Annotated in this window: 22 protein-coding genes and 1 tRNA gene; 14 read left to right on the top strand and 9 right to left on the bottom strand. The window is 74.7% G+C overall.

The genetic code is table 11. The features are described from left to right. Window positions 1-15: 15 nt before the first annotated feature. The gene (ku, locus tag V2S66_RS04055) at window positions 16-1,119 is read right to left on the bottom strand and encodes a non-homologous end joining protein Ku (protein ID WP_330793024.1); all 1,104 of its coding nucleotides are present in this window, start codon (window positions 1,117-1,119) and stop codon (window positions 16-18) included. Window positions 1,120-1,393: 274 nt separating this feature from the next. On the opposite strand from ku, the gene V2S66_RS04050 reads away from it, so the two are divergent. Together V2S66_RS04050 and V2S66_RS04045 are read left to right on the top strand one after the other, a co-directional pair. After that, window positions 1,394-2,392 (top strand): DinB/UmuC family translesion DNA polymerase, encoded by a 999-nt coding sequence (locus V2S66_RS04050; protein WP_330793023.1) that lies wholly within the window; start codon window positions 1,394-1,396, stop codon window positions 2,390-2,392. 126 nt (window positions 2,393-2,518) lie between these two features. After that, a complete protein-coding gene (locus V2S66_RS04045; protein WP_330793022.1) occupies window positions 2,519-2,743 on the top strand; it encodes a hypothetical protein in 225 nt (74 codons plus the stop codon). Here V2S66_RS04045 and V2S66_RS04040 read toward each other — a convergent pair. The 5 genes from V2S66_RS04040 to V2S66_RS04020 form a co-directional block, all read right to left on the bottom strand. Continuing rightward, complete coding sequence (locus V2S66_RS04040; RefSeq protein ID WP_330793233.1) at window positions 2,725-2,997, bottom strand: SCO0607 family lipoprotein; 273 nt, start codon at window positions 2,995-2,997, stop codon at window positions 2,725-2,727. The two genes, V2S66_RS04045 and V2S66_RS04040, sit on opposite strands and share 19 nt — an antisense overlap. 306 nt (window positions 2,998-3,303) lie before the next feature. After that, entirely contained in the window at window positions 3,304-3,573 is a 270-nt protein-coding gene (locus V2S66_RS04035; RefSeq protein ID WP_330793021.1) for a lamin tail domain-containing protein, read from the bottom strand. Next, window positions 3,546-3,866: a hypothetical protein gene (locus V2S66_RS04030; RefSeq protein ID WP_330793020.1), complete on the bottom strand. Its 321-nt coding sequence runs from the start codon at window positions 3,864-3,866 to the stop codon at window positions 3,546-3,548. Before V2S66_RS04030 ends, V2S66_RS04035 begins: the two co-directional genes overlap by 28 nt. A gap of 884 nt (window positions 3,867-4,750) precedes the next feature. Next, window positions 4,751-4,837: transfer RNA gene (locus tag V2S66_RS04025), tRNA-Ser, on the bottom strand. Window positions 4,838-4,906: 69 nt separating this feature from the next. Continuing rightward, window positions 4,907-6,676, bottom strand: coding sequence for a trypsin-like peptidase domain-containing protein (locus V2S66_RS04020; protein ID WP_330793019.1), 1,770 nt, complete (start codon window positions 6,674-6,676; stop codon window positions 4,907-4,909). A gap of 214 nt (window positions 6,677-6,890) precedes the next feature. Between V2S66_RS04020 and V2S66_RS04015 the strand changes: the two genes are divergently transcribed. The 3 genes from V2S66_RS04015 (at window position 6,891) to V2S66_RS04005 (ending at window position 9,862) form a co-directional block, all read left to right on the top strand. After that, a complete protein-coding gene (locus tag V2S66_RS04015) occupies window positions 6,891-7,718 on the top strand; it encodes a glycerophosphodiester phosphodiesterase family protein (protein ID WP_330793018.1) in 828 nt (275 codons plus the stop codon). A gap of 313 nt (window positions 7,719-8,031) precedes the next feature. Then, window positions 8,032-8,721: an ATP-binding protein gene (locus V2S66_RS04010; RefSeq protein ID WP_330793232.1), complete on the top strand. Its 690-nt coding sequence runs from the start codon at window positions 8,032-8,034 to the stop codon at window positions 8,719-8,721. Window positions 8,722-8,890: 169 nt separating this feature from the next. Beyond that, window positions 8,891-9,862 carry a DUF5926 family protein gene (locus tag V2S66_RS04005; RefSeq protein WP_330793017.1) on the top strand — a complete coding sequence of 324 codons (972 nt, stop codon included), beginning with the start codon at window positions 8,891-8,893 and terminating at the stop codon, window positions 9,860-9,862. 358 nt (window positions 9,863-10,220) lie between these two features. On the opposite strand, the gene V2S66_RS04000 is transcribed toward V2S66_RS04005, so the two are convergent. After that, window positions 10,221-10,430: a hypothetical protein gene (locus V2S66_RS04000; protein ID WP_330793016.1), complete on the bottom strand. Its 210-nt coding sequence runs from the start codon at window positions 10,428-10,430 to the stop codon at window positions 10,221-10,223. Window positions 10,431-10,721: 291 nt separating this feature from the next. After that, window positions 10,722-11,426 carry a bifunctional DNA primase/polymerase gene (locus V2S66_RS03995; protein ID WP_330793015.1) on the bottom strand — a complete coding sequence of 235 codons (705 nt, stop codon included), beginning with the start codon at window positions 11,424-11,426 and terminating at the stop codon, window positions 10,722-10,724. Between the two features lie 581 nt (window positions 11,427-12,007). On the opposite strand from V2S66_RS03995, the gene V2S66_RS03990 reads away from it, so the two are divergent. After that, window positions 12,008-13,624 (top strand): PP2C family protein-serine/threonine phosphatase, encoded by a 1,617-nt coding sequence (locus tag V2S66_RS03990; RefSeq protein ID WP_330793014.1) that lies wholly within the window; start codon window positions 12,008-12,010, stop codon window positions 13,622-13,624. Window positions 13,625-13,939: 315 nt separating this feature from the next. Then, window positions 13,940-15,352: an aminopeptidase P family protein gene (locus V2S66_RS03985; RefSeq protein WP_330793231.1), complete on the top strand. Its 1,413-nt coding sequence runs from the start codon at window positions 13,940-13,942 to the stop codon at window positions 15,350-15,352. Window positions 15,353-15,443: 91 nt separating this feature from the next. On the opposite strand, the gene V2S66_RS03980 is transcribed toward V2S66_RS03985, so the two are convergent. Then, window positions 15,444-15,887, bottom strand: coding sequence for an ATP-binding protein (locus V2S66_RS03980; protein WP_330793013.1), 444 nt, complete (start codon window positions 15,885-15,887; stop codon window positions 15,444-15,446). A gap of 217 nt (window positions 15,888-16,104) precedes the next feature. Between V2S66_RS03980 and V2S66_RS03975 the strand changes: the two genes are divergently transcribed. From V2S66_RS03975 to pheA, 7 genes are all read left to right on the top strand, one after another. Then, entirely contained in the window at window positions 16,105-17,043 is a 939-nt protein-coding gene (locus V2S66_RS03975; protein WP_330793012.1) for a hypothetical protein, read from the top strand. A 165-nt stretch (window positions 17,044-17,208) separates the two neighbouring features. Continuing rightward, complete coding sequence (locus tag V2S66_RS03970; protein WP_413966279.1) at window positions 17,209-18,063, top strand: YcnI family copper-binding membrane protein; 855 nt, start codon at window positions 17,209-17,211, stop codon at window positions 18,061-18,063. 97 nt (window positions 18,064-18,160) lie between these two features. Next, entirely contained in the window at window positions 18,161-18,862 is a 702-nt protein-coding gene (locus V2S66_RS03965; RefSeq protein ID WP_330793011.1) for an SCO family protein, read from the top strand. Next, window positions 18,859-19,383 carry a copper chaperone PCu(A)C gene (locus V2S66_RS03960; protein ID WP_330793010.1) on the top strand — a complete coding sequence of 175 codons (525 nt, stop codon included), beginning with the start codon at window positions 18,859-18,861 and terminating at the stop codon, window positions 19,381-19,383. The genes V2S66_RS03965 and V2S66_RS03960 overlap by 4 nt, the downstream gene beginning before the upstream one ends. Window positions 19,384-19,484: 101 nt before the next feature. Next, a complete protein-coding gene (locus V2S66_RS03955) occupies window positions 19,485-21,611 on the top strand; it encodes a copper resistance protein CopC (protein WP_330793009.1) in 2,127 nt (708 codons plus the stop codon). Beyond that, the gene (gene efeB, locus V2S66_RS03950; protein WP_413966278.1) at window positions 21,608-22,930 is read left to right on the top strand and encodes an iron uptake transporter deferrochelatase/peroxidase subunit; all 1,323 of its coding nucleotides are present in this window, start codon (window positions 21,608-21,610) and stop codon (window positions 22,928-22,930) included. Before V2S66_RS03955 ends, efeB begins: the two co-directional genes overlap by 4 nt. Window positions 22,931-22,996: 66 nt before the next feature. Beyond that, entirely contained in the window at window positions 22,997-23,926 is a 930-nt protein-coding gene (gene pheA, locus V2S66_RS03945; RefSeq protein ID WP_330793008.1) for a prephenate dehydratase, read from the top strand. Window positions 23,927-24,244: the final 318 nt, after the last annotated feature.

Genomic DNA, 24,244 nt, shown 5'->3' with positions numbered 1-24,244 from the left:
CCGGCCGGCCGGCGGTCAGCCGGCGCGCCTGGTGCGGCTCGCGGCCTTCTTCGCGGGCGCCGAGGCGGCCTTGGCGGAGGTCTTCCCGGCCGAGGTCCTCTTCGCGGCCGTCTTCTTGGCGGCGGACTTCTGCGTGCCGGCCTGCTTCGCGCCGCTCTCCTTCGCGGCCGGCCTGCCGGCCGCGGCCTTCTTCGCCGTCGCCTTCTTCGCCGTCGACTTCCGCGCGGGGGACTTCCGCGCCGTCGCCTTCTTCGCCGCGGCCTTGCGCGCCTTCCGCTCGTGGAGGTGGGTGACGTCCGCGTCCTTGCCCTCGCCACCCCCGCCGCCGCCCTCGCCGGCGTCCTCGCCGCGCGCCCTGCTGACGCTCGCCTCCAGCGCCGCCATCAGGTCGACGGTCCCACCGGACCTCCCCCCGGCCGCGGCGGGCGCCCGCGGCGGCTCCGCGCCCTCGATCTTCGCGGTGATCACCTGCTCGACGGCCTCGGCGTACTCGTCCCTGTAGTCCGTGATGCTGACGTCGCTCATGGACGCGATCAGGGCCAGCGCGCCGTCGATCTCCTCGTCGGACAGCTCCACGTCGCGGCGCGGGGTCGCGTCGGCGCTGGAGCGCAGTTCGTCCGGCCAGTGCAGCAACTGCAGCACCAGCACCTCGTCATGCGCGTGGACCAGGGCCAGGCGCTCGCTGCCGCGCATGGCCAGCTTGCCGACCGCCGCCTTGCCGCTGCGGGCGAGCGCGTCGCGCATCAGCGTGTACGGCTTGTTCGCCGCGGGCGCGGAGGGGGTGAGGAAGAACGGTTTGTCCAGCTGCTCGGGCGGCACCCCGGCGAGTTCGACGAAGCCGGTGACCTCGATCGTCTTCAGGGTGGGCAGCGGCATCCCGTCCAGCTCGTCGTCGCTGATCTCCACCAGCTGCCCGTCGGGGGCCTCGTACGCGCGGCCGATCTCCTCGGGTTCCAGCACCCGCTCGTCCAGCTCGCAGGTCTTCCGGTACTTCACCCGGCCCATGTCCTCGCGGTGGACCTGCCGGAAGCCGATCTTGTGGCTGGTCGTCGCGGCCTCGGCCGTGACAGCGATGCTGACCAGCGAGAAGGTCAGGTTCCCGGACCAGATACGCGGCACCGTGTCACCTCTTTCCGGACCTCTCCACCCTGCGCGACCCCCTGGCGGTCAGCCTAGGACGGGTTCCGCTCGCGCGCAGGGCACGGTCCGGCAGCCGGGTTCGAGCGGTGGACAACCCTCGCGTGTTCGAATTAAGTTCGAGTAGGGTGAGCGGGACGCGGGGAGGTGGCCGGTGACGACATCCGAACAAGCCGCAACAGCGGGCGGCGGTGCGCAGGCACCGGCGCACGCGCCGAGCGAGCCCGATAGGCCGTATGTGCCCGATACGTCGTACGTGCTGCATATACGGTGCCGGCCCGGCACCACCGAGGCCGACCACCGGGCGCTGCTCACGCTGATCCACCGCGTCTCACCGGCGGTGCAGGCGCTGCCGCCGTCGGCCGCGCTGGTCGAGGTGGCCGGCGCGCTGCGGTACTGGGGCGCCTCAGCGTACGACCTCGCCGAGCGGATACGGACGCGCGCCGCCGCCGACCTCGGCGTGGAGGTGCGGATCGGCGGCGGGCCGACGTGGGCGATCGCCGCGATGGCCTCGAAGTGCCCGCCTCCGGTGACCGTGGTCTCCGACCCTTCCGGCCGCTCCGGCCTCTCCGACTTCTCCGATCTCGCCGGCCGCTCCGGGGGCCGGGACGGCGTCCGCGCCTTCCTCGACCCGCTGCCCGTCGGCATGCTGCACGGCATCGGGCCCGCGCAGGCCGCGCAGCTCGAGGCGTACGGACTGCGCACCGTCGGCCTGCTGGCGGCCGCCCCCGAGGCCGCCGTCGGGCGGATCGTCGGCGACCGCGCGGGGCGGCTGCTGCGCGAGCGCGCCCGGGGCGTCGACGCGCGGGCGGTGACCCCGAGCGAGCTGCCCGGCACGGCGGCCGAGCGCCGCGTCCTCACCGCCGGGACGTCGGACCGGCGGGTCGTGCGTGCGGCGCTGCTGGAGGCGGCCGCCACTCTGGACGACCGGCTGCGGCGCCGCCGCCGGACCCCGGGCGTCCTGGCCCTCGAAGTCGCCCTGGACGGCGGCTCCACCCTGACCCGCACCCGGCAGGACGCCACCGACGATCCGCGCGCCTGCCTGACCCGGATGTTCGAGGCGCTGGACCTGCGGCGCACCCGGGTGCGCGGCGTGACCGTCACCGCGGACCGCCTGACCCCGGTGGGGGTCGCGGCCGCGACCGGCCGGATCAGCCTCCTGCACCAGGTGCGGGAACACCGACGTCGTACGGCCCCGGCGATGGCCCCCGGGGCCGTACGACCCCCCACTCCCGCGCTCCCCAAAGCCGGCTGAGACCTGACGGGCCGACGAACTGACGGTCCGGCACCGAAGAGCGGCCACCCCGAACCGGCGGGCGAGTCACGTCGCCCTTTCCCGTGTTGCGCCCAATGGTCGCGACCGCCTCTCTCGGCGCATGGCGTGTCGTTCCGGACAAACGACGCGCTGGAATCGGTCGACGACGCGACGGCCTCCTTCAAGGGCAGCCCCAACCCGAACGCGGCACGGATCTCGGGGCGCCCTACTGCCGTGACGTCCGCGACCGCGACCGCGGCCTCGTCCGCGACCATGACCGCGACCGCGACCGCGACCGCGACCGCGTCCAGCCGCGACCTCACGTCCCGCGATCAGTTCTTGATGAGATGACCCGCGGCGTCCAGTCCGTGGCTCTGCCAGTACACGTCCCATTTGTCGCCGACCCGCTGCGGGACCTGCCCCGCCGGGTAGCGGACGTAACCGGCGTCCGGCTCATGCCCGTTGGTGGCGCACGCGCTCCCGCCCTCCGGGCCGACCGCCTGGACCGGGTACTCGTCGGACATGCACTCGTGGTCCCGCAGGTCCACGTCACACGCCGACGTCATCCCCACGACCGCGACCCCCGCCAGCGCCATGGCGACCATCGCCACCCGCGCCCGCCCCCTGCCCTCGCGTCCCCCGCGTCCCCCGCGTCCCCCGCGTCCCCCGCGTCCCCCGCCGACCTTCATGACTGGCTCCCCTCTCGTCGATGAGCCCAGTCTGACCAGCCGCCGCCCGCCGCTCATCGCCTCCCGTACTCAACTCGTCCTGAGTACGGGGGCAGTACGACGCCCGTACGTCGGCGCGAGGCCGCGCCGCCGGCTGAGTACGACGCCGGAACGGCGCGAGCACGCAAGGCGCCCCGCCCCTGGCAGGGGGCGGGGCTGATGTGACGGCTGCGGGGCGGTCGGTCAGCGGCGGTGGCCTCGGTGGCCCCAGGACTTGGCGTCGGCGACCCGGCCGTTGCCGTCGCGGAGCGTCGCCGTGTCGTGGTCGTCGTTCCAGGCGTGGTCGCGGCGGTCCTGGTAGACGTCGGCCGCGGTGTCGCGCCCGGTGCCGGTGTGGACGCGGACCGACGCGTGGCCGGCCAGGCGCAGGTGGGTGAAGCGGTAGGTGTGGTGCTCGGCGTTGGACAGCGTCCAGCCCGACAGGTTCATGGTGTGGCGGCCCGTGTCGACCACGGCAGCCCGACGGTCTCGATCCATCCCTTGCCGTGCACGTGGCCGGCCGCGATCAGCCGCTCCTGCTGCCCCTGCGGGGCGAGCCGTTGGTCGTACAGCCGGCCGATGGTCCGATCGCCGTCCGCGAAGGCGGACCGTGCCGCGTAGGCCCACCGGTCCTCGTTGAGCCGGACGTACAGCACCACCGGCTTCCGCAGCACCGACCCGATCCAGTCCGCGGACCGCTCGGCCAGCTCGTCGACGTGCCGGTCGCGTCCAACGCCCAGGCCGACGGTCGGTCGGCCACGGTGCAAGCCTGGTGGTGCAGTCGATCCCCGCGGACCCGGTCGCCGGAGAAGTGCACGCCGATGTCGACCCGTGCGAGCGGCGACCCGGGATCGCTGAAGCTCAGGTAGGCGACGAGCGAGTCCCGGCCGCCCCACCGCCCGGCCACACCCTCGACGTCAGCCGTGGCCCACGGCGCGGTCCGTTCGCGCAGCGCCGCCACGAACGCCCGTTCCGTGGAGGTGTACTCGACGTCGTCGTCTTCCTCCGGCTCGTCGAGCTCGAACCACCGATGCGCCTCCATGCTCCGGAGGCTACGGTCGGCGCCGCGGAGCGGGCGAGCCGATTTCGGCCCGGTCCTCCCTTCCAGGAGGCTTGGCCGCGGGGAACGAGGGGGACCAGACAGGCGGGGGCCCGAGCCGCTCTGCGCTCGGGGTGCGCTCAAGGTGCGATCGTGCACGGATCGAACGGCGGGGGATGGATGACCGAGCGAACACGTCTGCTCCTGCTGGGCGTTGCCCTGTGCGGCTGGGCGGCCTTCTGCGTCGCCGTGGACCGCTGGGTTTTCGACGAGTCGTGGCGGCGTGTGGCGTTCATCCCCCTGATCGTGGCTCTACCGCTCCCCATCGGGGCGTTACGACGACGCCGCCGACGAAATCGCCCGACCGCACCCCCGCCCCCACCCCTGTGAACCCTCCCCCGACTGGCCGGCCCGTACGGGTGAGGTGATCGGCCGCGCCCTCCAGCAAGCGCGAAGCCCCGGGCCCTGACCGTCGCTCCAGAAGCCGCAGCCCATGCGGGCTGAGCACGGCCGGGATACCGGTGACGCGGGTGGGGGAAGACAGGACACGGCAGAGCGGGCGCCCCGAACTCCGGGTGCACCCGCTCTGACCTTCTCTTACTTCTACCTGCGCGGAGGCTGTGGGATTTGAACCCACGGTGACATCGCTGCCACGACGGTTTTCAAGACCGTTCCCTTAGGCCGCTCGGGCAAGCCTCCCCGCGGACCCGGGCCGGGCCGCGGCCGGGGGGCCGGGGGCGGTGGGTCGCGCGGGGACAGCGTAACGCGTCAGTTGGAGTCGCCGGTGCGGCTGCCGAGGGTGACGGTGGTGGTGTGGGCGGAGCCGTCGCGGGTGTAGGTGACGGTCGCCTTGTCGCCGGGCTGGTGCTGCCAGATCTCGCCGATCAGGGTCTGGCCGCTGTCGACGACCGTGCCGTCGAACTTGGTGATGATGTCGCCCGGCTTCAGGCCGGCCTTGGCGCCGGGGCCGCCGGAGGTGATCGCGTCGCTGCCGCTGCCGATCTGCGCGCCCTCGCCCTGGTACTGCGTGTTGAGGCTGACGCCGATCACCGGGTAGACCGGCGTGCCGGTCTTGATCAGCTGCGCGGCGACCCGCTTGGCCTGGTTGATCGGGATGGCGAAGCCGAGGCCGACGCTGCCGCCCTGGGTGCCGGGCTGGCTGGTGCCGCCGGGCTGGATCGCGGAGTTGATGCCGATCACCGCGCCGTTGGCGTTCAGCAGCGGGCCGCCGGAGTTGCCGGGGTTGATGGACGCGTCGGTCTGGATCGCGCTCATGTAGGAGGAGCTGCTGCCCTGTTCGTCGCTGGAGGCGACCGGGCGGTGCACCGCGCTGACGATGCCGGTGGTGACGGTGCCGGACAGGCCGTAGGGCGCGCCGATCGCGATGGTCGCGTCGCCGACCGCGGCGTTGTCGGAGTTGCCCAGCGGCAGCGGGGTGAGCTTGACGCCGCTCGCGCCCTTCAGCTTGACGACGGCCACGTCGTAGCCCTGCGCGCGGCCCACGACGCTCGCGTCGTACGTGGTGCCGTTGGAGAAGGTGACGGTGAGCTTGCCGCCGTTCGCCGCCGGGGCGACCACGTGGTTGTTGGTGAGGATGTGGCCCTGCGTGTCGAAGACGAAGCCGGTGCCGGTGCCGCTCTCCTGGCTGCCGCTGGCCTTGATCGTCACGACGCTCGGCAGCGCCTTGTTGGCGATGCCCGCGACGGAGGTCGGGGCGCGGTTGAACGCCTTGGTGTCGCCGGACGCGGAGACCGTCGTCGAGCCGTTCGAGTCGTTGTTGTGCCGCGCGACCTCGTAGCCGATGCCGCCGCCGACGCCGCCGGCGACCAGTGCGGCCACCAGCACCGCGGCGACCATGGCCCCCACGCCGCGCCGCTTTCCACCGGCCGGCGTCGGCGGCATCGGGGTGCCCCACACCGGGCCGCCCGGCGCGCCGGGACCGCCCGCGCCCGGCTGGGTCGGCGGGGTGTCGTACACCGGGCCGCCGGAGGCGTACGCCGGGGTGGACGGCACCGCGAAGGGGTCGGGCGACGGTGAGTCGGCGCCGCCTTCCTGCGGCTGGTGCGGCTGGTGCGACGGCGGCTGCTCCGCCGCGAACCCGACGGGTGCCGCCGGCGCCTGGCCGTACGGCGAGGGCGCGGGGGCGGGCGCTTCGTAGGGGGACGGGCTGTCGTACGGGGACGGGCCGCCCGCCGGTACCCCGGCCGGCACCGGCTCGGGCGCGGAGGTCCCACCGGTCGGGCCGCCCGTCAGGGCGCTCGGCGGCGGGCCGTACGGGGAGGGCGGCCCGACCGGCGGCGGTGCCTGTAGCGGCGAGGCCGCGGACTGCACCGGGAGCACCGCGGTGCGCGGGTCCTCCGGCGCGGCCGGGGTCACGGGGGCGGGCGGCACGGCGGGAGGCGCCGGCGGCACCGGAGGCGCCGCGGGAGCGGCGGCGGGGGCGGCGCTCTCGGCCGCGGCTCCCTCGTGCGCCGCCGCCGGCTCCACGGCCGGAGCCGGCACGGAGGACCCGGACCCGGCTTCGTTCTCGGTGCTCACAGCATTTCTCCTCAGAGGTCAGGATCAGAGGTTCAGGACACCACGGACTGGGCGGTCGTGCCGCGTCGCGGACGGCAAACCGGTCACGACACGACCGACACACCACAAGCTTTACGTGGACACAGCATTTCCCACGGCGTGTCGGACCGCCGTAAGCGGTAGCTGTGCGCCGCGCGGGGCGCACGTCCCGCGGCGTCGGTGGGACCATGGCCCGGTGACGTTCGCCCGCGCGATCCCCGACCCGTACCCGCAGCGACGGCCGGTTCAGGTCGTCGCCCACCGGGGAGCTTCCGAGGACGTACCAGAACATACGCTCGCCGCGTACCGGAAAGCCATCGAGGACGGCGCCGACGCCCTGGAGTGCGACGTGCGGCTGACCGCCGACGGCGAGCTGGTGTGCGTGCACGACTGGCGGGTCAACCGGGTGTCCAACGGGCGCGGCGCGGTCTCCTCCCTGGAGCTGGCCGACCTCGCCGCGCTCGACTTCGGCTCCTGGAAGGGCCGGACCACCGACCCGGAGGCCCCGGAGCGCTACGGCGACGCGCGGCGCGTCCTCACCCTGCACCGGCTGCTCGAACTCGTCGCGGACACCGACCGCCGCGTCGAACTGGCGATCGAGACCAAGCACCCCACCCGGTGGGCCGGCCAGGTCGAGGAGCGGCTGCTGGAGCTGCTGCGCCGCTTCGACCTCGACGCGCCCCCGCCCGGCGAGGCGTCCCGCGTGCGGGTGATGAGCTTCTCGTCGCGCTCGCTGCGCCGCGTCAGGCTCGGCGCGCCCGCACTGCCCACCGTCTACCTGATGCAGTACGTCTCCCCGCGGCACCGCGACGGACGGCTGCCCGCGGGGGTGTCGATCGCCGGGCCGAGCATGCGCATCCTGCGCGCCAATCCGGGGTATGTGGCGCGGCTGCACGCCGCCGGGCACCTGGTGCACGTGTGGACGGTGGACCGCGCCGAGGACGTGGAGCTGTGCGTACGGCTGGGGGTGGACGCGGTCATCACCAACCGCCCCGGCCAGGTGCTGGCGCAGCTCGGCCGCTGACCGGCCGGGCACGCGGTGCCGCCGCCGGGGCGCGAAGGCGGTGTGGCGGCGGCGGGCCGGCGGTGTGGCGACGGCCTGCCGCTGGCCGGAATCCGCCCCTGGTACCGCCGCGCCCGGAAGCGGCGATCCCCCCGGTTGTGCCCCGGCGCACCGGGCGGGCGGCGGCATGCGCCGGATCGTGTCGGGGGCATAGGCGCCCTGCGCGCGGCGCGCCGAGTGCGGCAAGAGAACGTGATTGGCCTGTTTCCGGCCGAGTCACAAAGGGCATTCCCTCTGTGGCGTGGGGTGAAGGAGGTCTCCGGGGGTGGCGTTGATGGTGGCGCAAGAGGTGCCGACGTCCACGACCATGGCCCTGCCCCATGGTCCGACAGGCGTGGCCGACGCGCGCAGAAGACTGCGCACCGACCTGTACGCGCACGAGGTGCCGGACACCGTCGTGGACGACGCCGTGCTGATCATCTCCGAGTTGCTGAGCAACTCCTGCCGTCACGCCCGGCCCCTGGGCGACGCCGACGCGGGCGGTGAGCAGGCTGGTCAGGCGGGCGCGCAGGCGCCCGCCGGGCGTTTCAGAACCGGCGCCCGTGCGGACGCCGGCCCCGGAGCGGGGGCCGCACGCACGGACGCCGCCGCGACCCGCACCGAGATCCGGCCGGCCCCGGCCGGCGCCGGCGTCCTCGACCCCGGCATACGGGCGGCGTGGTCGGTCGGCGAGGACGGCCTGCTGGTCCTCGAGGTCACCGACGGCGGCGGCCCGACCCGGCCGCACCCCGCCAGCCCCTCCCTGACCGCGCACGGCGGCCGCGGTCTCGGCATCGTGGGCAGCCTGGCGCTCCGCTGGGGGGTCAGGGACGCACCCGGCGAGGTCACCGTCTGGGCGGTGCTCCCGGTCCGCGGCCGTCACGCACGCCGCGACGAACCCGCCGGCACCGGTATCGGGCTTCCCAGGGGCGTCCCCCTCGACCTCCCGCTCGACCTCGCCGAGTCGCTCGACGACCTGGGCTGACCCCGGCCCTGCCGCTGTCCCTGCACCTGACCCCGCCCCCGACCCTGACCGCGGCCCCGACTCCGCCCGCGACCGCGTTCCGCCGGTGTTCCGCGCCGCCGCAAGGCGCCCCCGCCGCCGACCGCTAGGCTCGCGGCCGTAACAACGCCGCAACGGGAGAGACCGAGCCATGGCCAAGAAGCGCGCGACCGCCGTCAAGTCCAAGGGCCCCCGGGCCGAAGCCGGAGCGGCGGTTCCTGTCGTCGGGGCACGCGAGCCCTGCCCGTGCGGCTCGGGCCGCCGGTACAAGGCGTGCCACGGGCGGGAGGCCGCGCACGCGGTGACCGAACTGGTCCGCCGCCCCTTCGAGGGGCTGCCGGGGGAGTGCGACTGGGTGGCGCTGCGCGAACTCGTGCCGGCCGCCACGGTGGAGCTCACCCTGAAGGACGCGCTGCCCGAGGGCGTGCCGTCGGTCACGCTCGGCACCGTGCTCCCGATGGCCTGGCCGGGGCTGCGCCGCGACACCGGCGCGGTGCTGCTCGGGCTGCAGAACGACGCGGCGTCCGGCGACATCAGCCGCGACCTGGCCGACACCCTCCAGCGCGCGCTGACCGCGGAGCCCGGCAGTCCGGTCGACGGCCGCCGCCCGGCCGCCGACGGCCCGCGGCTCCAGGACCTGCTGGAGCTGACCGTGCCCTTCGAGCCGGTCGTGCACACCGGGTTCGAGTTCTGGCTGGAGGACGCGGAGACGGCCGGCGGCGAGGTGGCCGCCTCCCTGGAGCGGGCCAACGAGGCCGCGATCCCGACCGTGCGGCTGTCCGGCGTCGACGCGGCCTACTGGTGCGCGACCCCGGAGAAGAACCACCTGCGCTGGGTCATGCCGCACCCCGAGGAGCCGCTGCTGAACGCGCTGTCCCGGCTGCACGCGGCCGGCGCCTCCTCGCTCGGGGACGGTACCCGGCTGGTCGGGTCGTTCCGCGCGCACGGCCTGGTGGTCCCGGTGTGGGACCTGCCGGTGGGGATGACCGCGGACGAGGTGGAGAAGCCCGCGGCGGAGTTCGGCGAGCGGCTCGAGGAGTCGCTGACCCGCACCGAGCCGCTGACGCCGGACGAGCGCAAGGCGCGCAGCGGGCTCATGAACCGGCAGATCACGCTCAGCTGACGAGGGAGGGGGACCGTCCGCCTCCCCGGTCCCCCTCGTACCTCCCGTCACCCCCGTTCGGGGGTGTCAACTGAGCGGTTGCTCAGTGATTCCGATCACAACTCCCCTGTCTGGGCAGGACAATCGCCCCGCGCCGCCCCCGGCGGATTTGCGATCGGACGAAGTCTTGTTACCGTTTAAACAGCCCGGTCGCTGATGCATCCCCCGTCGTCAGCGACCGGGCGTTCGCCTGTCCGGACGCCGCCACGCAGGACGTTTTCGCCACGGCGGCTCGCCCCTCGGACACGGCTCGGTCGCCGCCCGCCCGGCCCCCACCGGTCGCCCGGCCCTCGGTTGCGGCCCTGCCCTCGGATACGGCTCAGTCGTCGGACGCGGCGCCTGCCGCCGCCCCGCCGTGGGTGGTGGCGCTGTGGCCGGCGTTGCCGTGATGCGGGCCGCCGTGGCCGCTGCCGGCGGTGGCCACCGCGAGCGGCAGCACGACGGCGAGGGCGGCGACGCTCGCCACCGCGACCCGGCGCAGCCCTTGCGCGTGCACCCGGGCCTGGTCGTCCGACGTCGGAGACGTCACGCGCTCGACATGCTTCACATGGCCCGCCCTGCGGCTCGATGGAAACGGCGCCGGCGATCCGGTGACCCCGGCACCTCCGAACATAGCCTGCCGCGTCCGCACCGCCCGCGACCTCGACCGCGACCTCGACAGAGCCGGAGTCGGCGCCGGTTCCCGCACGCGGCGACGGCCCGAACGCCAACGACCGGGCCGGCACCGCGAGTCGCGGCCGGTCCGGTCCCCGAGGGCCGTGCGTCCGTCAGGGCGTACGCCCGCACATCCGTGCGTCCGTACGCCCGCGAGTCCCTGCGGTCAGTACCGCAGGCGATCGTTGTCGGGCGCGGTGCGCCCGGCCCGTACCAGCGCGTCCACCAGCGTGCCGATCCGCGGCAGCCAGGGCGCGTCCTCGCCGTCCTCGGCGACCGGCTCGCGCACCCAGCGCAGTTCGCCCTCGCCCGCGGTGCCCGCACCGGGCGTGCCGAGCTGCGGCAGCGGCACGTAGCCGCCGTCGCCGTGGTAGCGCAGCGACGTCGGCACCCAGTCCTGGCTGTCGAGCAGTTCGCCCAGTTCGTCGAGGGAGTAGGGCGCGACGAGGAAGACGTGGCGGCTCGGGGTGGTGAGCACCGGGCCGATCCGCACGCCGAGGTGGTCGATGACGTCCAGCGCGCGCTCGCCCGCGATGGCGGGCAGGCTGGCCGCGGACACGCCGTGGCCGGTGGCCAGCACGATCGGCGCCTCGGGTCGCTGCGCCCACCACCAGCCGACCATCCGCGGGTCGCTGGTCGCGGCCATCAGGCCGGGGTCGAGCGGATGCGCGCCCGGGACCGGGCAGTTGGCACGGGGACAGGCGCACACCTGTTCCGCGTGGGGTCGTCTTGGTCCACGCCGGTCCAGCCCGACGCCTGGCACCACGCGCCAGTTCCACTGCTCGGCGTAGGCCAGCGCAGCGTCGCGCGACGCGGTACGCGCCTTCCGCCGGCCTGAGATCTTGCGTCGCCTTCCGAGGATCTCGCGCATCAGCGCTCGTTCCTTTCCGTTAACGCCCAGGGATCTGCCCATGACACAACGTAACTGTGGAGCACACCGCATACGAGGCAGCGCATCACGCTGCCAGCCGAGCGTGGAACGTGGCGGAGGGTGGCGTCCGTATGGCGCCTGTTGCAGAGATGCCCTGGTCAAGCGTCACTTCCAGGAACTTCCGCGACGCTCGCGGGCGCAGCACCCCTCACCACTCGGGGTTGGGTCGGCCGTCAACTGTTCACGTACTACGACGCTTGAGCCGGACTTCGGGTTCCTACCCACCACCCGCGATATGACGCGCTGTTGGCTGGGATCAGTCGACAGCTCGCATGAACCGGGGGTAGCGGTTTCAAGCCAACGTACGGTGTGGGCACCCCGTGCCGCAAGGCTCCGACACCTTTCCCGCTACCAGGACAATCCTGGACATGCCCGCGACCGTGCGTGTAGAAGTGGGTTCCTTGATAGCGGCGCAGCACGACATGGGGGTTTGCGATGCTATTCATGCAGATGCTCCGCGCACTGCGGACGAAAAGCGCTGATTGCCCCACCGGCTGGCCACTGGCCGGAAGCTCCCAGCCATGAGTCCGGCCCACGTCAGAAAAGTGGCCGGAACCGAGCCGCCTCCTTCCACTCAGGCGCACACTGACGCCTCATCGGCCGCTTCCGGGTCACCGGTGGCCGCCTCTCCTGTCCCACCTGCCTCTTTGGCCACACCGGTCCCCACCGGTACGCCGCCCTCGGCCATCCTCCCGGCCCGCGGCACGCCCGACCATGCGACGGCCGTGCAGGACCGGCTCGCCTCCTGGGTCTGCGACCTGTCCCTGCTGCACGAACTCACCGAGCGCCTGGCCCGCGCCGACGTCCTCGACGACGCCCTGCACGAGGTGCTCCAGGCCGGCGCCACGCTGGTCGGGGCGCGCCGCGGCCTGATCGCGCTGCGGCCCGCGGACGACCTGGGCCCGGACCTCACCGTCGGCCTCGGACTGCCGCACTGCGACCTCGGCGCTCTGGAGACCGTCCGCCACGACGGCCCGCCCGCACCCGGCGCCGGGCGCGCGCACCGCTCCCCTGACCCCCGCCACGCCTCGGACCCCCGCCACGCCGCCGACCCGCTGCTCGCCGGCGCGCTGCACGCCCCCGACCCGTTCCACCCCTACGGCGACGACGGCGGCCAGGACGAGACCGTCCACCGCGACCTGCGCCACGGGCCCGGCCTCACCGCCCGGCACCGCGAGGTCGCCGTGCAGCTCGGCCTCGGCGCCAGCTACGCGCTGCGGCTCACCTCCGAGACCGCCGGGCGGCTCGGCACCGCCGTCTGGTTCTACGACGAGCCCGCCGCGCCCGCCGCGGGCCGGCGCCGGCTGATCGGCCTCTATCTCCGCTACGCCGCCGAGCACCTGGCGCGCTGCCTCGCGCTGGCCCGCGCCCGCAGCGCCGCCGCGGCCCTCTCGGCGGAGCTGCTGCCCGCCCGGCTGCCGCGGGTGCCCGGCGTGCGGATGGCGGTCCGGCACGCGGCGGGCCCGCGCGGCGGCGGCGACTGGTTCGACGCGCTGCCGCTGCCCGAGGGCGCGCTGGGACTCGCCGTCGGCGGGGTCACCGGCGCCGGGCCCTGCGCGGTCGCCGCGATGGGGCGGCTGCGCGCCTCGCTGCGCGCGTACGCGGTGATGGAGGGCGAGGACCCGGTCGCCGTGCTCTCCGACCTGGAACTGCTGCTGCGGCTGACCGAGCCGGCCCGCTCCGCCACCGCGCTCTTCGCTTACACCGGCGCACCCGCCGCGCCCGCCGCACGGGCCGCGTCCGCCGGCTCGCCGGCGCCGGCCGGCCGCACGGTGACGCTCGCGGGGGCCGGGCAGTGCCCGCCGCTCGTCGTCGGCGACCGGCGCTGCGCGTACGTGGAGACCTCGCTGTCCGCGCCGCTGAACATGCTCAGCTGCTGGGAGGCGCCGAGCGTGGAGCTGACCGTGCACGCGGGCGACAGCCTGCTGCTCTACACCGACGGGCTGCTGCACAGGACCGGCGACTCCACCGACCGGGCCTTCGCCCGGCTGCACGCCGCCGGGCAGAAGGCGCCGCGGGGCGTGCGGGACGATCCCGAGCGGCTCGCCGACCACATCCTGAACACCCTGCTGCCCGACGGGCTCGACGCCTCCGACGGCGCCGAGGACCTCGTGCTGCTCGTCGCCCGCTTCGACTGACGGCGCCGCGTCGCGCCGGCCGCCGCCGAGGCCGCTGCCGCCGAGGCCGCCGCCGGCGCCGTCTTCCCTCCTCCGGACGCGCACATACGATGGGACGAAAGGTTCATCCGGAGGAGGCAGGACGTGGCGGAGGCCGACGACAACCAGGTCGCGACGCGGGTCGGGACGGCGGAGCACGCGACAGCGCAGGCGCCGCGGGAACGGGAAGCAGCCGGGGACGCGGCCGCCGCTGAGGACAGCGCCCGGACGGGCGAGGAGACGAGCGGTGCGCACGGCGGTGAGGACGGCGTTGAGGAGACGGCCGAGGGCAAGCCGATCAAGCAGCGCAAGAACGGCCTGTACCCGGCCGTCTCCGACGAGCTGTCCGCCGTCATGAAGAGCGGCTGGGCCGACACCGAGCGGCGCGGCCTGGAGCCGATCGCCCAGGCGGCGCACACCGCCACCCGGCGCGCGGCGCTCTCCGCGCGCTTCCCCGGCGAGCGCCTCGTGGTGCCCGCGGGCAACCTGCGCACCCGCTCGAACGACACCGACTACCCCTTCCGCGCCTCCACCGAGTACGTGCACCTGACCGGCGACCAGACCGAGGACGCGGTGCTGGTGCTGGAGCCGCTCGCCGCGGGGGGCCACGAGGCGACCGCGTACCTGCTGCCGCGCTCGGACCGGGAGAACGGCGAGTTCTGGCTCTCCGGCCAGGGCGAGCTGTGGGTCGGCCGCCGCAACAGCCTCAGCGAGGCCGAGCAGCTGCTCGGGCTGCCCTGCCGCGACGTGCGCAAGATCGCCGACGAGCTGCGCGAGGCCACTGGCCCGGTGCGCGTGGTGCGCGGCCACGACGCGCGGATCGAGGCGGCGCTCACCGACAAGGTGACCGCCGAGCGGGACGCCGAGCTGAAGGTCTTCCTCTCCGAACTGCGCCTGGTCAAGGACGCGTTCGAGATCGGCGAGCTGCAGAAGGCGTGCGACTCCACGGCACGCGGCTTCGAGGACGTCGTGAAGGTCCTCGACAAGGCCGAGGCCACCTCCGAGCGCTGGATCGAGGGAACGTTCTTCCTGCGTGCCCGGGTCGAGGGCAACGACGTCGGCTACGGCTCCATCTGCGCGGCGGGACCGCACGCCACCACCCTGCACTGGGTGCGCAACGACGGCCCGGTCCGCTCCGGCGAACTGCTGCTGCTGGACGCGGGCGTGGAGACCGACACCCTCTACACCGCCGACGTCACCCGCACCCTGCCGATCAACGGCCGCTTCTCGCCGCTTCAGCGGAAGATCTACGACGCCGTGTACGCCTCGCAGCAGGCCGGCATCGACGCGGTCAAGCCGGGCGCGGCCTACCGCGACTTCCACGAGGCGTCGCAGCGGGTGCTCGCCGAGAAGCTGGTCGAGTGGGGACTGCTGGAGGGCCCGGCCGAGCGGGTGCTCGAACTCGCCCTGCAGCGCCGCTGGACCCTCCACGGCACCGGCCACATGCTCGGCCTCGACGTGCACGACTGCGCGCAGGCGCGCACCGAGGCGTACGTGGACTGCACGCTGGAGCCCGGCATGGTGCTCACCGTGGAGCCCGGCCTGTACTTCCAGGCGGACGACCTGACGGTGCCCGAGGAGTACCGCGGCATCGGCGTGCGGATCGAGGACGACATCCTCGTCACCGCGGACGGCAACCGGAACCTGTCCGCCGGGCTGCCGCGGCAGGCCGACGAGGTCGAGGCGTGGATGGCCGGCCTGCGCGGCTGACCCGCCCGCGGCCCGCAGCCGGCGCGCCCCTCGGCGCCCGGTCGCGGGCCGCGTCGCGCGGAGCGCCGGCGGGCGGTGGGCCTGTGGGCCGCTACGACGCCTTCAGCAGCGCGCCGTCACGCCACTTGAGCACCTTGTCGAACGCCACCACCGTGCCCTGCCCCGGCCTGTCGTGGAAGTGGACGTGGTCGACGAGCGCCTCGATCAGGAAGAGCCCGCGCCCGTGCTCGGCCTGCCGGCCCCGAGGGGTCAGCGGCCGGAGCGGACGTCGGAAGCGGTCGCGGGGAAGACCCGGCCCGGAGTCGGCCACTTCGATATGGCAGCAGTCGCCGTCGATCTGCGCGGTGACGCTGTAACCGGTGGCGGAGCCGGCGTGTTCGACGGCGTTGGCGCACGCCTCGGAGAGGGCGACGGACAGGTCGAAGGAGATGTCGGGGTCGACCCCGGCGGTCTCCATCGTCCCGAGGAGCAGTCTCCTGGCGAGCGGAACGCTCGCAGCCTCGCGCCGCAAATGGAGGGACCACCAGATGCTCATGCTCCAGCCTCCTGGCTGCGGCTCGACATACGGTTACGTATTGCCGCGAAGAGCACTCCGTAAGCGTGGTGTTGACGTGATACCGCTCATTCGGCCGACGCGAGGACGCGGCGGACGGGTGTATGCGGCCGGTGCGCGTACGAACTGACGCACACCGGCGCGAGCCGGGCACCCACTGTTTCCCGCTGGGGCGCGTGGTGAGAGACTGACCGCCGTCATGGCCTCCCCCGCCACCGCCGTGCGCCGCGCAGGCGCGGGCATGCGACTGCTCAGGGCCGCGGTCTTCGCCGCGGTCTGCGTCGTGCTGGCCGCCCTCGGACACGAGCTGGCCTCCGGCCGTACGGTGCCGGTGTGGTCCCTGCTGCTGGGCTGGCTCGGGGTGTTCGCGTTCACCGCTCCGCTGGCGGGACGGGAACGCACGCTGCCGGGGATCGCGTCGCTGCTCGCGGCCGGCCAGGTCACCCTGCACGTGGTGTTCGGGACCGGGCAGATGTGCGGCAGCGTGGGCACCGCGCGTGCCACGGGCGCCGGCACCGGCACCGACGGCGGACTGCTCGCGGTCGCCGCCCGGCTGGTGTGCGGCAGCGCCGCGCACGGTGCGCTCACCCCGCAGGCCGCGCGGGAGGTGCTGGCCCGCGCCGGCATCGGCGCGATGTCGTCGACGCCGGCCATGACCTCCATGCCGTCGATGCCGTCGATGCCGTCGACGTCGTCGATGCCGTCCATGGCGGCCATGCACATGGCGTCGGGGGCCTCGGCGACCGGCGCGATCGGCTCGGGCGGGGTCGGCGCGGGCGCGGGCGGCGGGGCCGGCACGGCCTGGAACCCGGGCGTGCTGCTGGGGATGTGCACGCTGCCGATGCTGCTCGGGCACCTGCTCGCCGCGCTGGTCGCGGGCTGGCTGCTGCGGCGCGGCGAGGCCGCCCTGTGGCGGCTGGTCGCGCTGTCGGTGCGCGGCGCCGCCGGACTCGCCGCCTTCTCCCCCGCCGTGCTGCGGCGCGCCCGCGCCCTGCTGGCCGCGCTGGCCGGCACGGCCCCCTGCGCCCGGGTGCGCGCCCGCCGCGCCGCGGACGCTCCCGCGGCCCGGCCGCGCACCGTCCGGCTGCGGCACAGTCTGGCCAGGCGAGGGCCGCCGCTCCTGGCCGCGGCGGTCTGACGCGCGGTCTGCTCCCCGCCCTTGCCTGCTCCTCGTGACCAGGCGGTGGAGGTGACGGCGCAGGGCCCGCCGTGCCCGCGCCCGCGACCGGCCGGCCGAGACCGGCCGACGGCGGGCGGCACGCCCTCGCCTCATCCACCTCTCACCGTGGAGACGACCTCTGCCATGAGCAGCTTCCGTATGCCCAGCACCTCCAGCCTGCCGAGCCCGTCCGGCGCCCCCGCCGTCCCGGGTGCCCCCGGTGTCTCCGGCGCTCCCGGCGCGTCCCGCGCGCCGCGGCGGACCGGGCGGGCCGCGACCGTCGCGGCGCTCGCCGGCTCCGCCGTGCTGCTGGCCGCCGTGCCGGCCTTCGCCCACGTCACCGTGCAGCCCGGCAGCGCCGCCAAGGGCAGCTACAGCACGGTGTCCTTCAAGGTGCCGAACGAGGAGGACAGCGCCTCGACGATCAAGGTCGAAGTGAACCTGCCCGTCGACCACCCGATCGCGTCCGTCTCGCTGCAGCCGGTCCCGGGCTGGACCGCACAGGTCACCAAGTCCAAGCTGACGACACCGCTGAAGACGGACGACGGCACCGTCGACGAGGCGGTCACCAGGATCACCTGGTCCGGCGGGAAGATCGCGCCGGGGCAGTTCCAGCAGTTCCCGGTCTCCTTCGGGCCGCTGCCCGACGACGCGGACTCGCTGCCCTTCAAGGCACTGCAGACCTACAGCAACGGCGACATCGTGCGCTGGATCGACCTCGCGCAGGCGGGCCAGGCCGAGCCGGAGCACCCGGCGCCGACGCTCCGGCTGACCGCGGCCGCGCCCGAGGGCGGCGCGCCCACCGCCACCGCCACCGGCAGCGCGGCCGGCGCGCCCGCCGCCGACACGACCGGCAAGCAGACCGCCGCCACCGCGTCCTCCGGCGACACCAGCGACGGGACCGCCCGCGCGCTGGGCGTGGCCGGGATCGTGGTCGGCGTCATCGGCGTGGGCTTCGGCGTGTTCGCGGGCCGGCGCCGCGGCGACGCCTCGGCCTGATCCGCACGGCGGGGCGGCCCGGCTCTCCGGACCGCCCCGCACCCCGTATCCCCGCAGCAGAGCACCGCACAGCACCGCCCATGTGAAGAGGACCTTCATGCGCACCACCTTCAAGCCCCGCACCACCCGCGCCGCCAAGCTCGGCGCCGCCGCGCTGACCGCCGCCTGCGCCCTCGTGCTGACCGGCTGCGGTTCCGGCGGCTCCGGTTCGGGCTCCGACGGCGGCTCGGACGCCGGCAACGCGGCGGCCCAGGTGTCCGGCCCGGCCCGGCAGGCCGGCACCGTGCTGGACACGCCGTTCGCCAAGCCGGACGTCGTGCTGACCGACAACCACGGCAAGCCGTACGACCTGGCCAGGCAGACCGCGGGCCATCCGGTGCTGCTCTACTTCGGCTACACGCACTGCCCCGACGTCTGCCCCACCACGATGAGCGACATCGCGCTCGCCAAGGCCAAGCTGCCGGCAGCCGACCAGGCCGCGCTGCGCGTGGTCTTCGTCAGCTCCGACCCCACCCGCGACACCCCGGCCCGGCTCACCGCGTGGCTCGGCGCGATGGACAAGAGCTTCATCGGCCTGACCGGGAAGTTCAGCGCCATCCAGGCCGCCGCGCGGTCGGTCGGCGTCGGCATCTCCCCGCCGGTCGAGGAGAAGGACGGCAGCGTCACCGTCGAGCACGGCGCCGAGGTGCTGGCCTTCTGGCCGAAGGACGACAAGGCGCACGTGCTGTACATGTCCGGCACCACCGCCGAGCAGTACCAGCACGACCTGCCGCGGATCATCAGGAGTGAGGCCCCGTGAGGCGGCCGAGCGCGGCGGTCGCGCTGACCGGCGGCGCGCTCGGGGCGGTCGCGGTGGCCGCGACCTGCGCCGTCCTGCTGGCAGGCTGCGGCGCCGGGACGTCCGGAGCCTCCGGAGCCTCCGACGCGGCGGCCACCCTGCGCGGTCCTGCCCGGCTGGCGGTCAGCGGCGCGTACATACCCCGGCCGCTGCTCACCGACATGGCCGCCGGGTACTTCACGGTGACCAACTCCGGCGGCACCGCGGCCCGGCTGACCTCGGTGACCACGCCGCTGGCGGCCCACGTCACGCTGCACACCACGGTCGGCACGACGATGCGGCAGGTCGAGTCGTTCACCGTCCCCGCGGGCGGCAGCCTGACACTGGGCAGCGGCGGCGACCACCTCATGCTGGAGAACCTGGTCCGCAGGCCCGCCGTCGGCGACAAGGTCACGCTGACCCTGCACTTCGACCATGCCACGCCCGCCACGATGTCGGTCACCGTCCCGGTGCGCCCGACGACGTACACACCGAAGGGCTGAATCGAGCGATGAACCCACGGCCGTACGTACCCGCGTCCCCACCCCGGTCCGCGCCCGCGCGCGTGTCGCCGGCACCTTCGCCGTCCGCGCCGACGGGGTCGGTGGTCCGGCGGGGCGTCGCGCTCGCGGTGCTGCTGCTGGCGCTGGTGCTGGGGACGGCGGTGCCGGCGTCGGCGCACGCGGCGCTGATCCACACCGACCCGGCCGACGGTTCGGTCGTGGCGACGGCGCCGCAGCGGGTGGTGCTCACCTTCTCCGAAGGGGTGCTGCTCTCCGACGACTCGCTGCGGGTCCTCGACCCGCACGGCACCGACGTCGCCGCGGGCGCACCGGGCCACGCGGACGGCCCCGACTCCGGGTCCACCGCGACCGTCCCGCTGCGGGCCGGGCTGGGCAACGGCACGTACACCGTGGCCTGGCGGGCCATCTCGCAGGACAGCCACCCGGTCGCGGGTGCGTTCACCTTCTCGATCGGCGCGCCCTCCAAGACCAGCGTCGACCCGTCGTCGGTGGCCTCCGGCGGCGGTCCCGCCGCCACCCTCTACGGGGTCGGCCGCTACGTCGCCTACGGCGGGTTCGCGCTGCTGGTGGGCGCTTCGGTCTTCCTCGGCGTGTGCTGGCCGCGCGGCGCGCTGCTGCGGCCGATGCAGCGGATCGCGGCCACCGGCTGGGTCGCGCTGGTGCTGGCCACCATCGCGCTGCTGATGCTCCGCGGGCCCTACGTCACCGGCGGCGGCCCCGGCCAGATCGTCGATCTGAACGTGATCCGCGACCAGCTGGAGACCCGGCCGGGGGCGGCGCTGCTCTCCCGGCTGCTGCTGCTCGCCGCGGCGGCGGTCTTCCTCGCGGTGCTCTTCGGCAGCTACGCCAAGCGCGAGGACCCGGCCGAACGCGCCGATCTCGCCTGGGGCCTGGGCATCGGCGGCACGGTCGTCGCGGTGGGCATCGCCGCCACCTGGGCGATGGCCGAGCACGCCTCGGTGGGGATCCAGCACCAGATCGCGATGCCGATCGACATCGTCCACCTGCTGTCCATGGCGGTCTGGCTGGGCGGCCTGATCGCCCTGCTCACCGCCCTGTGGGCGCCGTCGATGGCGGCCCGCCCGGTGCCGGCCTTCGCGGTACGCCGCTTCTCCGCGATGGCGCTGACCGCGATCACCCTGCTGATCAGCACCGGCATCTACCAGGCGTGGCGCCAGATGGGCAGCTGGCGCGCCTTCACCGGCACCTCGTACGGGCGGCTGCTGCTGATCAAGATCGGCCTGGTGTGCGCGCTGGTGGCGGTGGCGTGGTTCTCGCGCCGCTGGACCGCGTCGCTGGGGCGGGCACGGGCGGCGTCGGCACCGGCGGCGGCGTCAGCGCCGCTGGCCGGCCCGCGCACGGCGAAGGCGGTGCGCACGCCGGCGACGCCGGCCACGTCGGCGGTGGGCGTGACCGCGGGCGCGGCCGCCGAGGCGTCGGCCGCGGTGGACGCCCAGGACACCGACGGCGCGGGCCCGCAGGCCGCGGCGGACGGCGCCGGCACGGACACCGCGCGGCCGGCCCCCGGCGGCGAACCGGCTGACCCCCCGTCACCCGCGGCCTCGGGGCCCTCGGTGCCCGACCCCGCGCGGGCCGCCCAACTGCGCCGCCAGCAGGCCGCCCGGAGCGCCGCGCAGGTCCGCAGGAGCCGCGACGGGGACCCGTCGCGCGGCGCGCTGCGCCGCTCGGTGCTCGCCGAGGCCGCGATCGCCGCGGTGCTGCTCGGGGTGACCACGATCCTGTCCGGCTCGCAGCCGGGCCGCGCCGCCGAGGAGCAGAAGGGCCTCGCGGACGCGCCGCCGTCCTCCTCCACCTCGCCCGGCTCGGCTCCGTCGTCCTCCTCCGGCACCGGAGCGCCCGCGCGGATCGCGCTGGACATCCCGTACGACACCGGCGGTCCCCGGGGCAAGGGCACGGCCGCCTTCACGCTCTCCCCGGCCGCCGCGTCGGCGCCGAACGCGATCCGCCTGCTGCTGACCGGCCCTGACGGCAAGCCGGTGGACGTGCCCGAGGTGCGGATGGCGTTCACGCTGACCGCGCAGCACCTCGGGCCGATCCCGGTCACCGTGCACCGCACCGGCGCCGGCGCCTGGACGGCGAGCGCCGTCCGGCTGCCGCTGGCGGGCACCTGGCAGCTGTCCGTAACCGTCCGCACCTCGGACATCGACGAGGTGACGGAGATCAGGAACGTGAAGGTCACTCCGTGAGCACCAGCAACGACACCACCGACAGCACCGCTTCGGCCGGCACCGCCGCTTCCGCGGGCTCCGCCGCCCCCGCCGCGGCGGGCGTCACCCGGCGGCGGCTGCTCGGCACGGCGGGCGCGGCCGGCGCCGCGGGGCTGGTCGCCGGCGGCGCCGCGGGCAGCGGCATCGCCGTCGCCGCGCAGGACCGGCCGGCGCCGCTGACCGGCATCGGCACCGGGCACATCCCGTTCGAGGGCGCGCACCAGGCCGGCATCGTGGAGCCCACGCAGGCCCGCGGCCACCTGGTCGCCTTCGACCTGGCGGCCGGCGCCGACCGCGCCGCCGCCGCCGCCCTGCTGCGGCGCTGGTCGGACGCGGTACGGGCGATGACCGCGGCCGGACACCCCTCGACCCCGGCCGGCTACGACGACCAGGTGGCCGGCGACGCGGGGCCGTCCTCGCTGACGGTCACCTTCGGCTTCGGCCGCGGCTTCTTCACCCGTACCGGGCTGACCGCGCAGCTGCCGGCGGCGCTCGCGCCGCTGCCGGACTTCCCGTCCGACGCGCTCGATCCGCGGCGCAGCGACGGCGACCTGTGGGTGCAGATCGGCGCCGACGACGCGCTGGTCGCCTTCCACGCGCTGCGGGTGATCCAGAAGGCGGCCCGCGACGCGGCCGGCGTGCGCTGGCAGATGAACGGCTTCAACCGGACGCCGGGCGCCACCCCCGCGCCGATGACCGGCCGCAATCTGATGGGCCAGATCGACGGCACCAACAACCCCCGGCCGTCCCAGCCGGACTTCGCCCGCAAGGTCTTCGTGCCCGCCTCGGGTGCGCCGTCGTCCGGCTCGCCGGCCTGGATGGCGGGCGGGTCGTACGCGGTGGTCCGGCGGATCCGGATGCTGCTGGACTCGTGGGACCACCTGTCGGTGACCGCGCAGGAGAGGGTGATCGGCCGGCGCAAGTCCGACGGGGCGCCGCTGTCCGGCGGGACCGAGACGACCGCGGTGGACCTGGACGCCTTCGTGCACGGCTCCCTCGCGATCGCCGGCGACGCGCACATCCGGGTCGCCGCGCCCGCGTCCAACAGCGGCGCGACCATGCTGCGGCGGGCGTTCTCGTACCACGACGGCATCGGCGAGGACGGCGCGCCGGACGCGGGGCTGCTCTTCGTGGCCTGGCAGGCCGATCCGATGCGCGGCTTCGTGCCGGTGCAGCGCAAGCTCGACGGCGGCGACGGGCTGTCGCGGTTCCTGCGGCACGAGGCGAGCGGGCTGTTCGCGGTGCCGGGCGGCGCGGGGCCGGGGGAGTACGTGGGGCAGCGGCTGCTGGAGGGCTGAGCCCGCGCGGCGGCGGGCTCACGGAACGCGTACGGGCGGGCGCACCGGGGCCGTTAGGCTGACCGTATGTCTCCGGCGAGTCGCTACACGTATCTGGGACCTGAGGGCACCTTCACCGAGGCGGCGCTGCGTTCGCTGCCGGAGGCCGCCACCCGCGAACTGGTCCCGATGGTGTCGGTGCCGGCGGCGCTCGACGCGGTGCGGAGCGGCGAGGCGGGCGGCGCGCTGGTGCCGATCGAGAACTCGGTGGAGGGCGGCATCACCGCCACCCTCGACCAGCTGGCCTTCGGCGGGCCGCTGATGATCTACCGCGAGGTGCTGCTGCCGATCGCCTTCGCGCTGCTGGTCAGGCCCGGTACGGAGCTGTCCGGCGTGAAGACGGTGACGGGTCACCCGGCCGCGCAGGTGCAGGTGCGCAACTGGATGGCCGGCCACCTGCCGGACGCGCAGTGGGAGTCGGCGGCGTCGAACGCGGACGGCGCGCGGCTGGTCCAGGAGGGCCGTTTCGACGGCGCCTTCGCGGGCGAGTTCGCGGCGCCGACGTACGGTCTCGAGGCGCTGGCCACCGATATCCGCGACGCCCAGAACGCCACCACGCGCTTCGTCCTGGCCGGCAAGCCGGCCCGGCTGGCCGCGCCGACCGGCGCGGACAAGACGTCCGCGGTGTTCTGGCTGCGCGACGACCATCCGGGCGCGCTGCTCGACCTGCTCCAGGAGTTCGCGATCCGCGGGGTCAACCTGATGCGGATCGAGTCGCGCCCGACCGGCCAGGGCCTCGGGCAGTACTGCTTCTCGGTCGACTGCGAGGGTCATCTCAGTGAGCGGCGGGTCGGCGAGACGCTGATGGGTCTGCGGCGCCGCTGTCTGAATGTACGATTTCTCGGGTCGTATCCCCGGGCCGACGAGGTGGCGCCGGCGGTGGCCCGCGGCGCGGCGGACGACGAGTTCAGCGAGGCAGTGGACTGGCTGAACCGGACGCTCGACGGGCGCGGCTGACAGGTTATCCACCGGGTTATCCACAGGGTCGCGGCGTGGGCTGTGGGTAACTTGCGGACATGTCGACAAGCGAACCGGACCTAGTCGACAAATGGGCACAGAGGGAGCAGGCAGGACCAGAGCAGCCCAGGCCACCGCGCGTCACCCCAATTCCCCCGATGAATCCTTGCGGGGGAAGACTTCTCACTCCAAAGAGAGTGTGGGGTGGGTTTGGCTGGGGAATCCATAGCCGAACACCGGCCCGGGGAAATGATCACCGCCCTTCTCCACAGATCTTCCCCACACCCTGTGGACAAGGTGCGGAAATCTTTCGCCCGC

The organism is Actinacidiphila polyblastidii (genome assembly GCF_036353415.1).
Lineage (GTDB): Bacteria > Actinomycetota > Actinomycetes > Streptomycetales > Streptomycetaceae > Actinacidiphila > Actinacidiphila polyblastidii.
The sequence above is the reverse complement of the archived record's forward strand: the minus strand, read 5'-3'. Positions and strand labels throughout refer to the sequence as shown.

What these genes read in the sequence shown, in the direction of transcription:
- V2S66_RS04040 (WP_330793233.1), bottom strand. Translation starts at nt 2,997, where the DNA reads ATGGTCGCCATGGCGCTGGCGGGGGTCGCGGTCGTGGGGATGACGTCG.
- V2S66_RS04010 (WP_330793232.1), top strand. Translation starts at nt 8,032, where the DNA reads ATGGTGGCGCAAGAGGTGCCGACGTCCACGACCATGGCCCTGCCCCAT.
- V2S66_RS04005 (WP_330793017.1), top strand. Translation starts at nt 8,891, where the DNA reads ATGGCCAAGAAGCGCGCGACCGCCGTCAAGTCCAAGGGCCCCCGGGCC.
- V2S66_RS03995 (WP_330793015.1), bottom strand. Translation starts at nt 11,426, where the DNA reads ATGCGCGAGATCCTCGGAAGGCGACGCAAGATCTCAGGCCGGCGGAAG.
- V2S66_RS03990 (WP_330793014.1), top strand. Translation starts at nt 12,008, where the DNA reads ATGAGTCCGGCCCACGTCAGAAAAGTGGCCGGAACCGAGCCGCCTCCT.
- V2S66_RS03980 (WP_330793013.1), bottom strand. Translation starts at nt 15,887, where the DNA reads ATGAGCATCTGGTGGTCCCTCCATTTGCGGCGCGAGGCTGCGAGCGTT.
- V2S66_RS03975 (WP_330793012.1), top strand. Translation starts at nt 16,105, where the DNA reads ATGGCCTCCCCCGCCACCGCCGTGCGCCGCGCAGGCGCGGGCATGCGA.
- V2S66_RS03970 (WP_413966279.1), top strand. Translation starts at nt 17,209, where the DNA reads ATGAGCAGCTTCCGTATGCCCAGCACCTCCAGCCTGCCGAGCCCGTCC.
- V2S66_RS03965 (WP_330793011.1), top strand. Translation starts at nt 18,161, where the DNA reads ATGCGCACCACCTTCAAGCCCCGCACCACCCGCGCCGCCAAGCTCGGC.
- pheA (WP_330793008.1), top strand. Translation starts at nt 22,997, where the DNA reads ATGTCTCCGGCGAGTCGCTACACGTATCTGGGACCTGAGGGCACCTTC.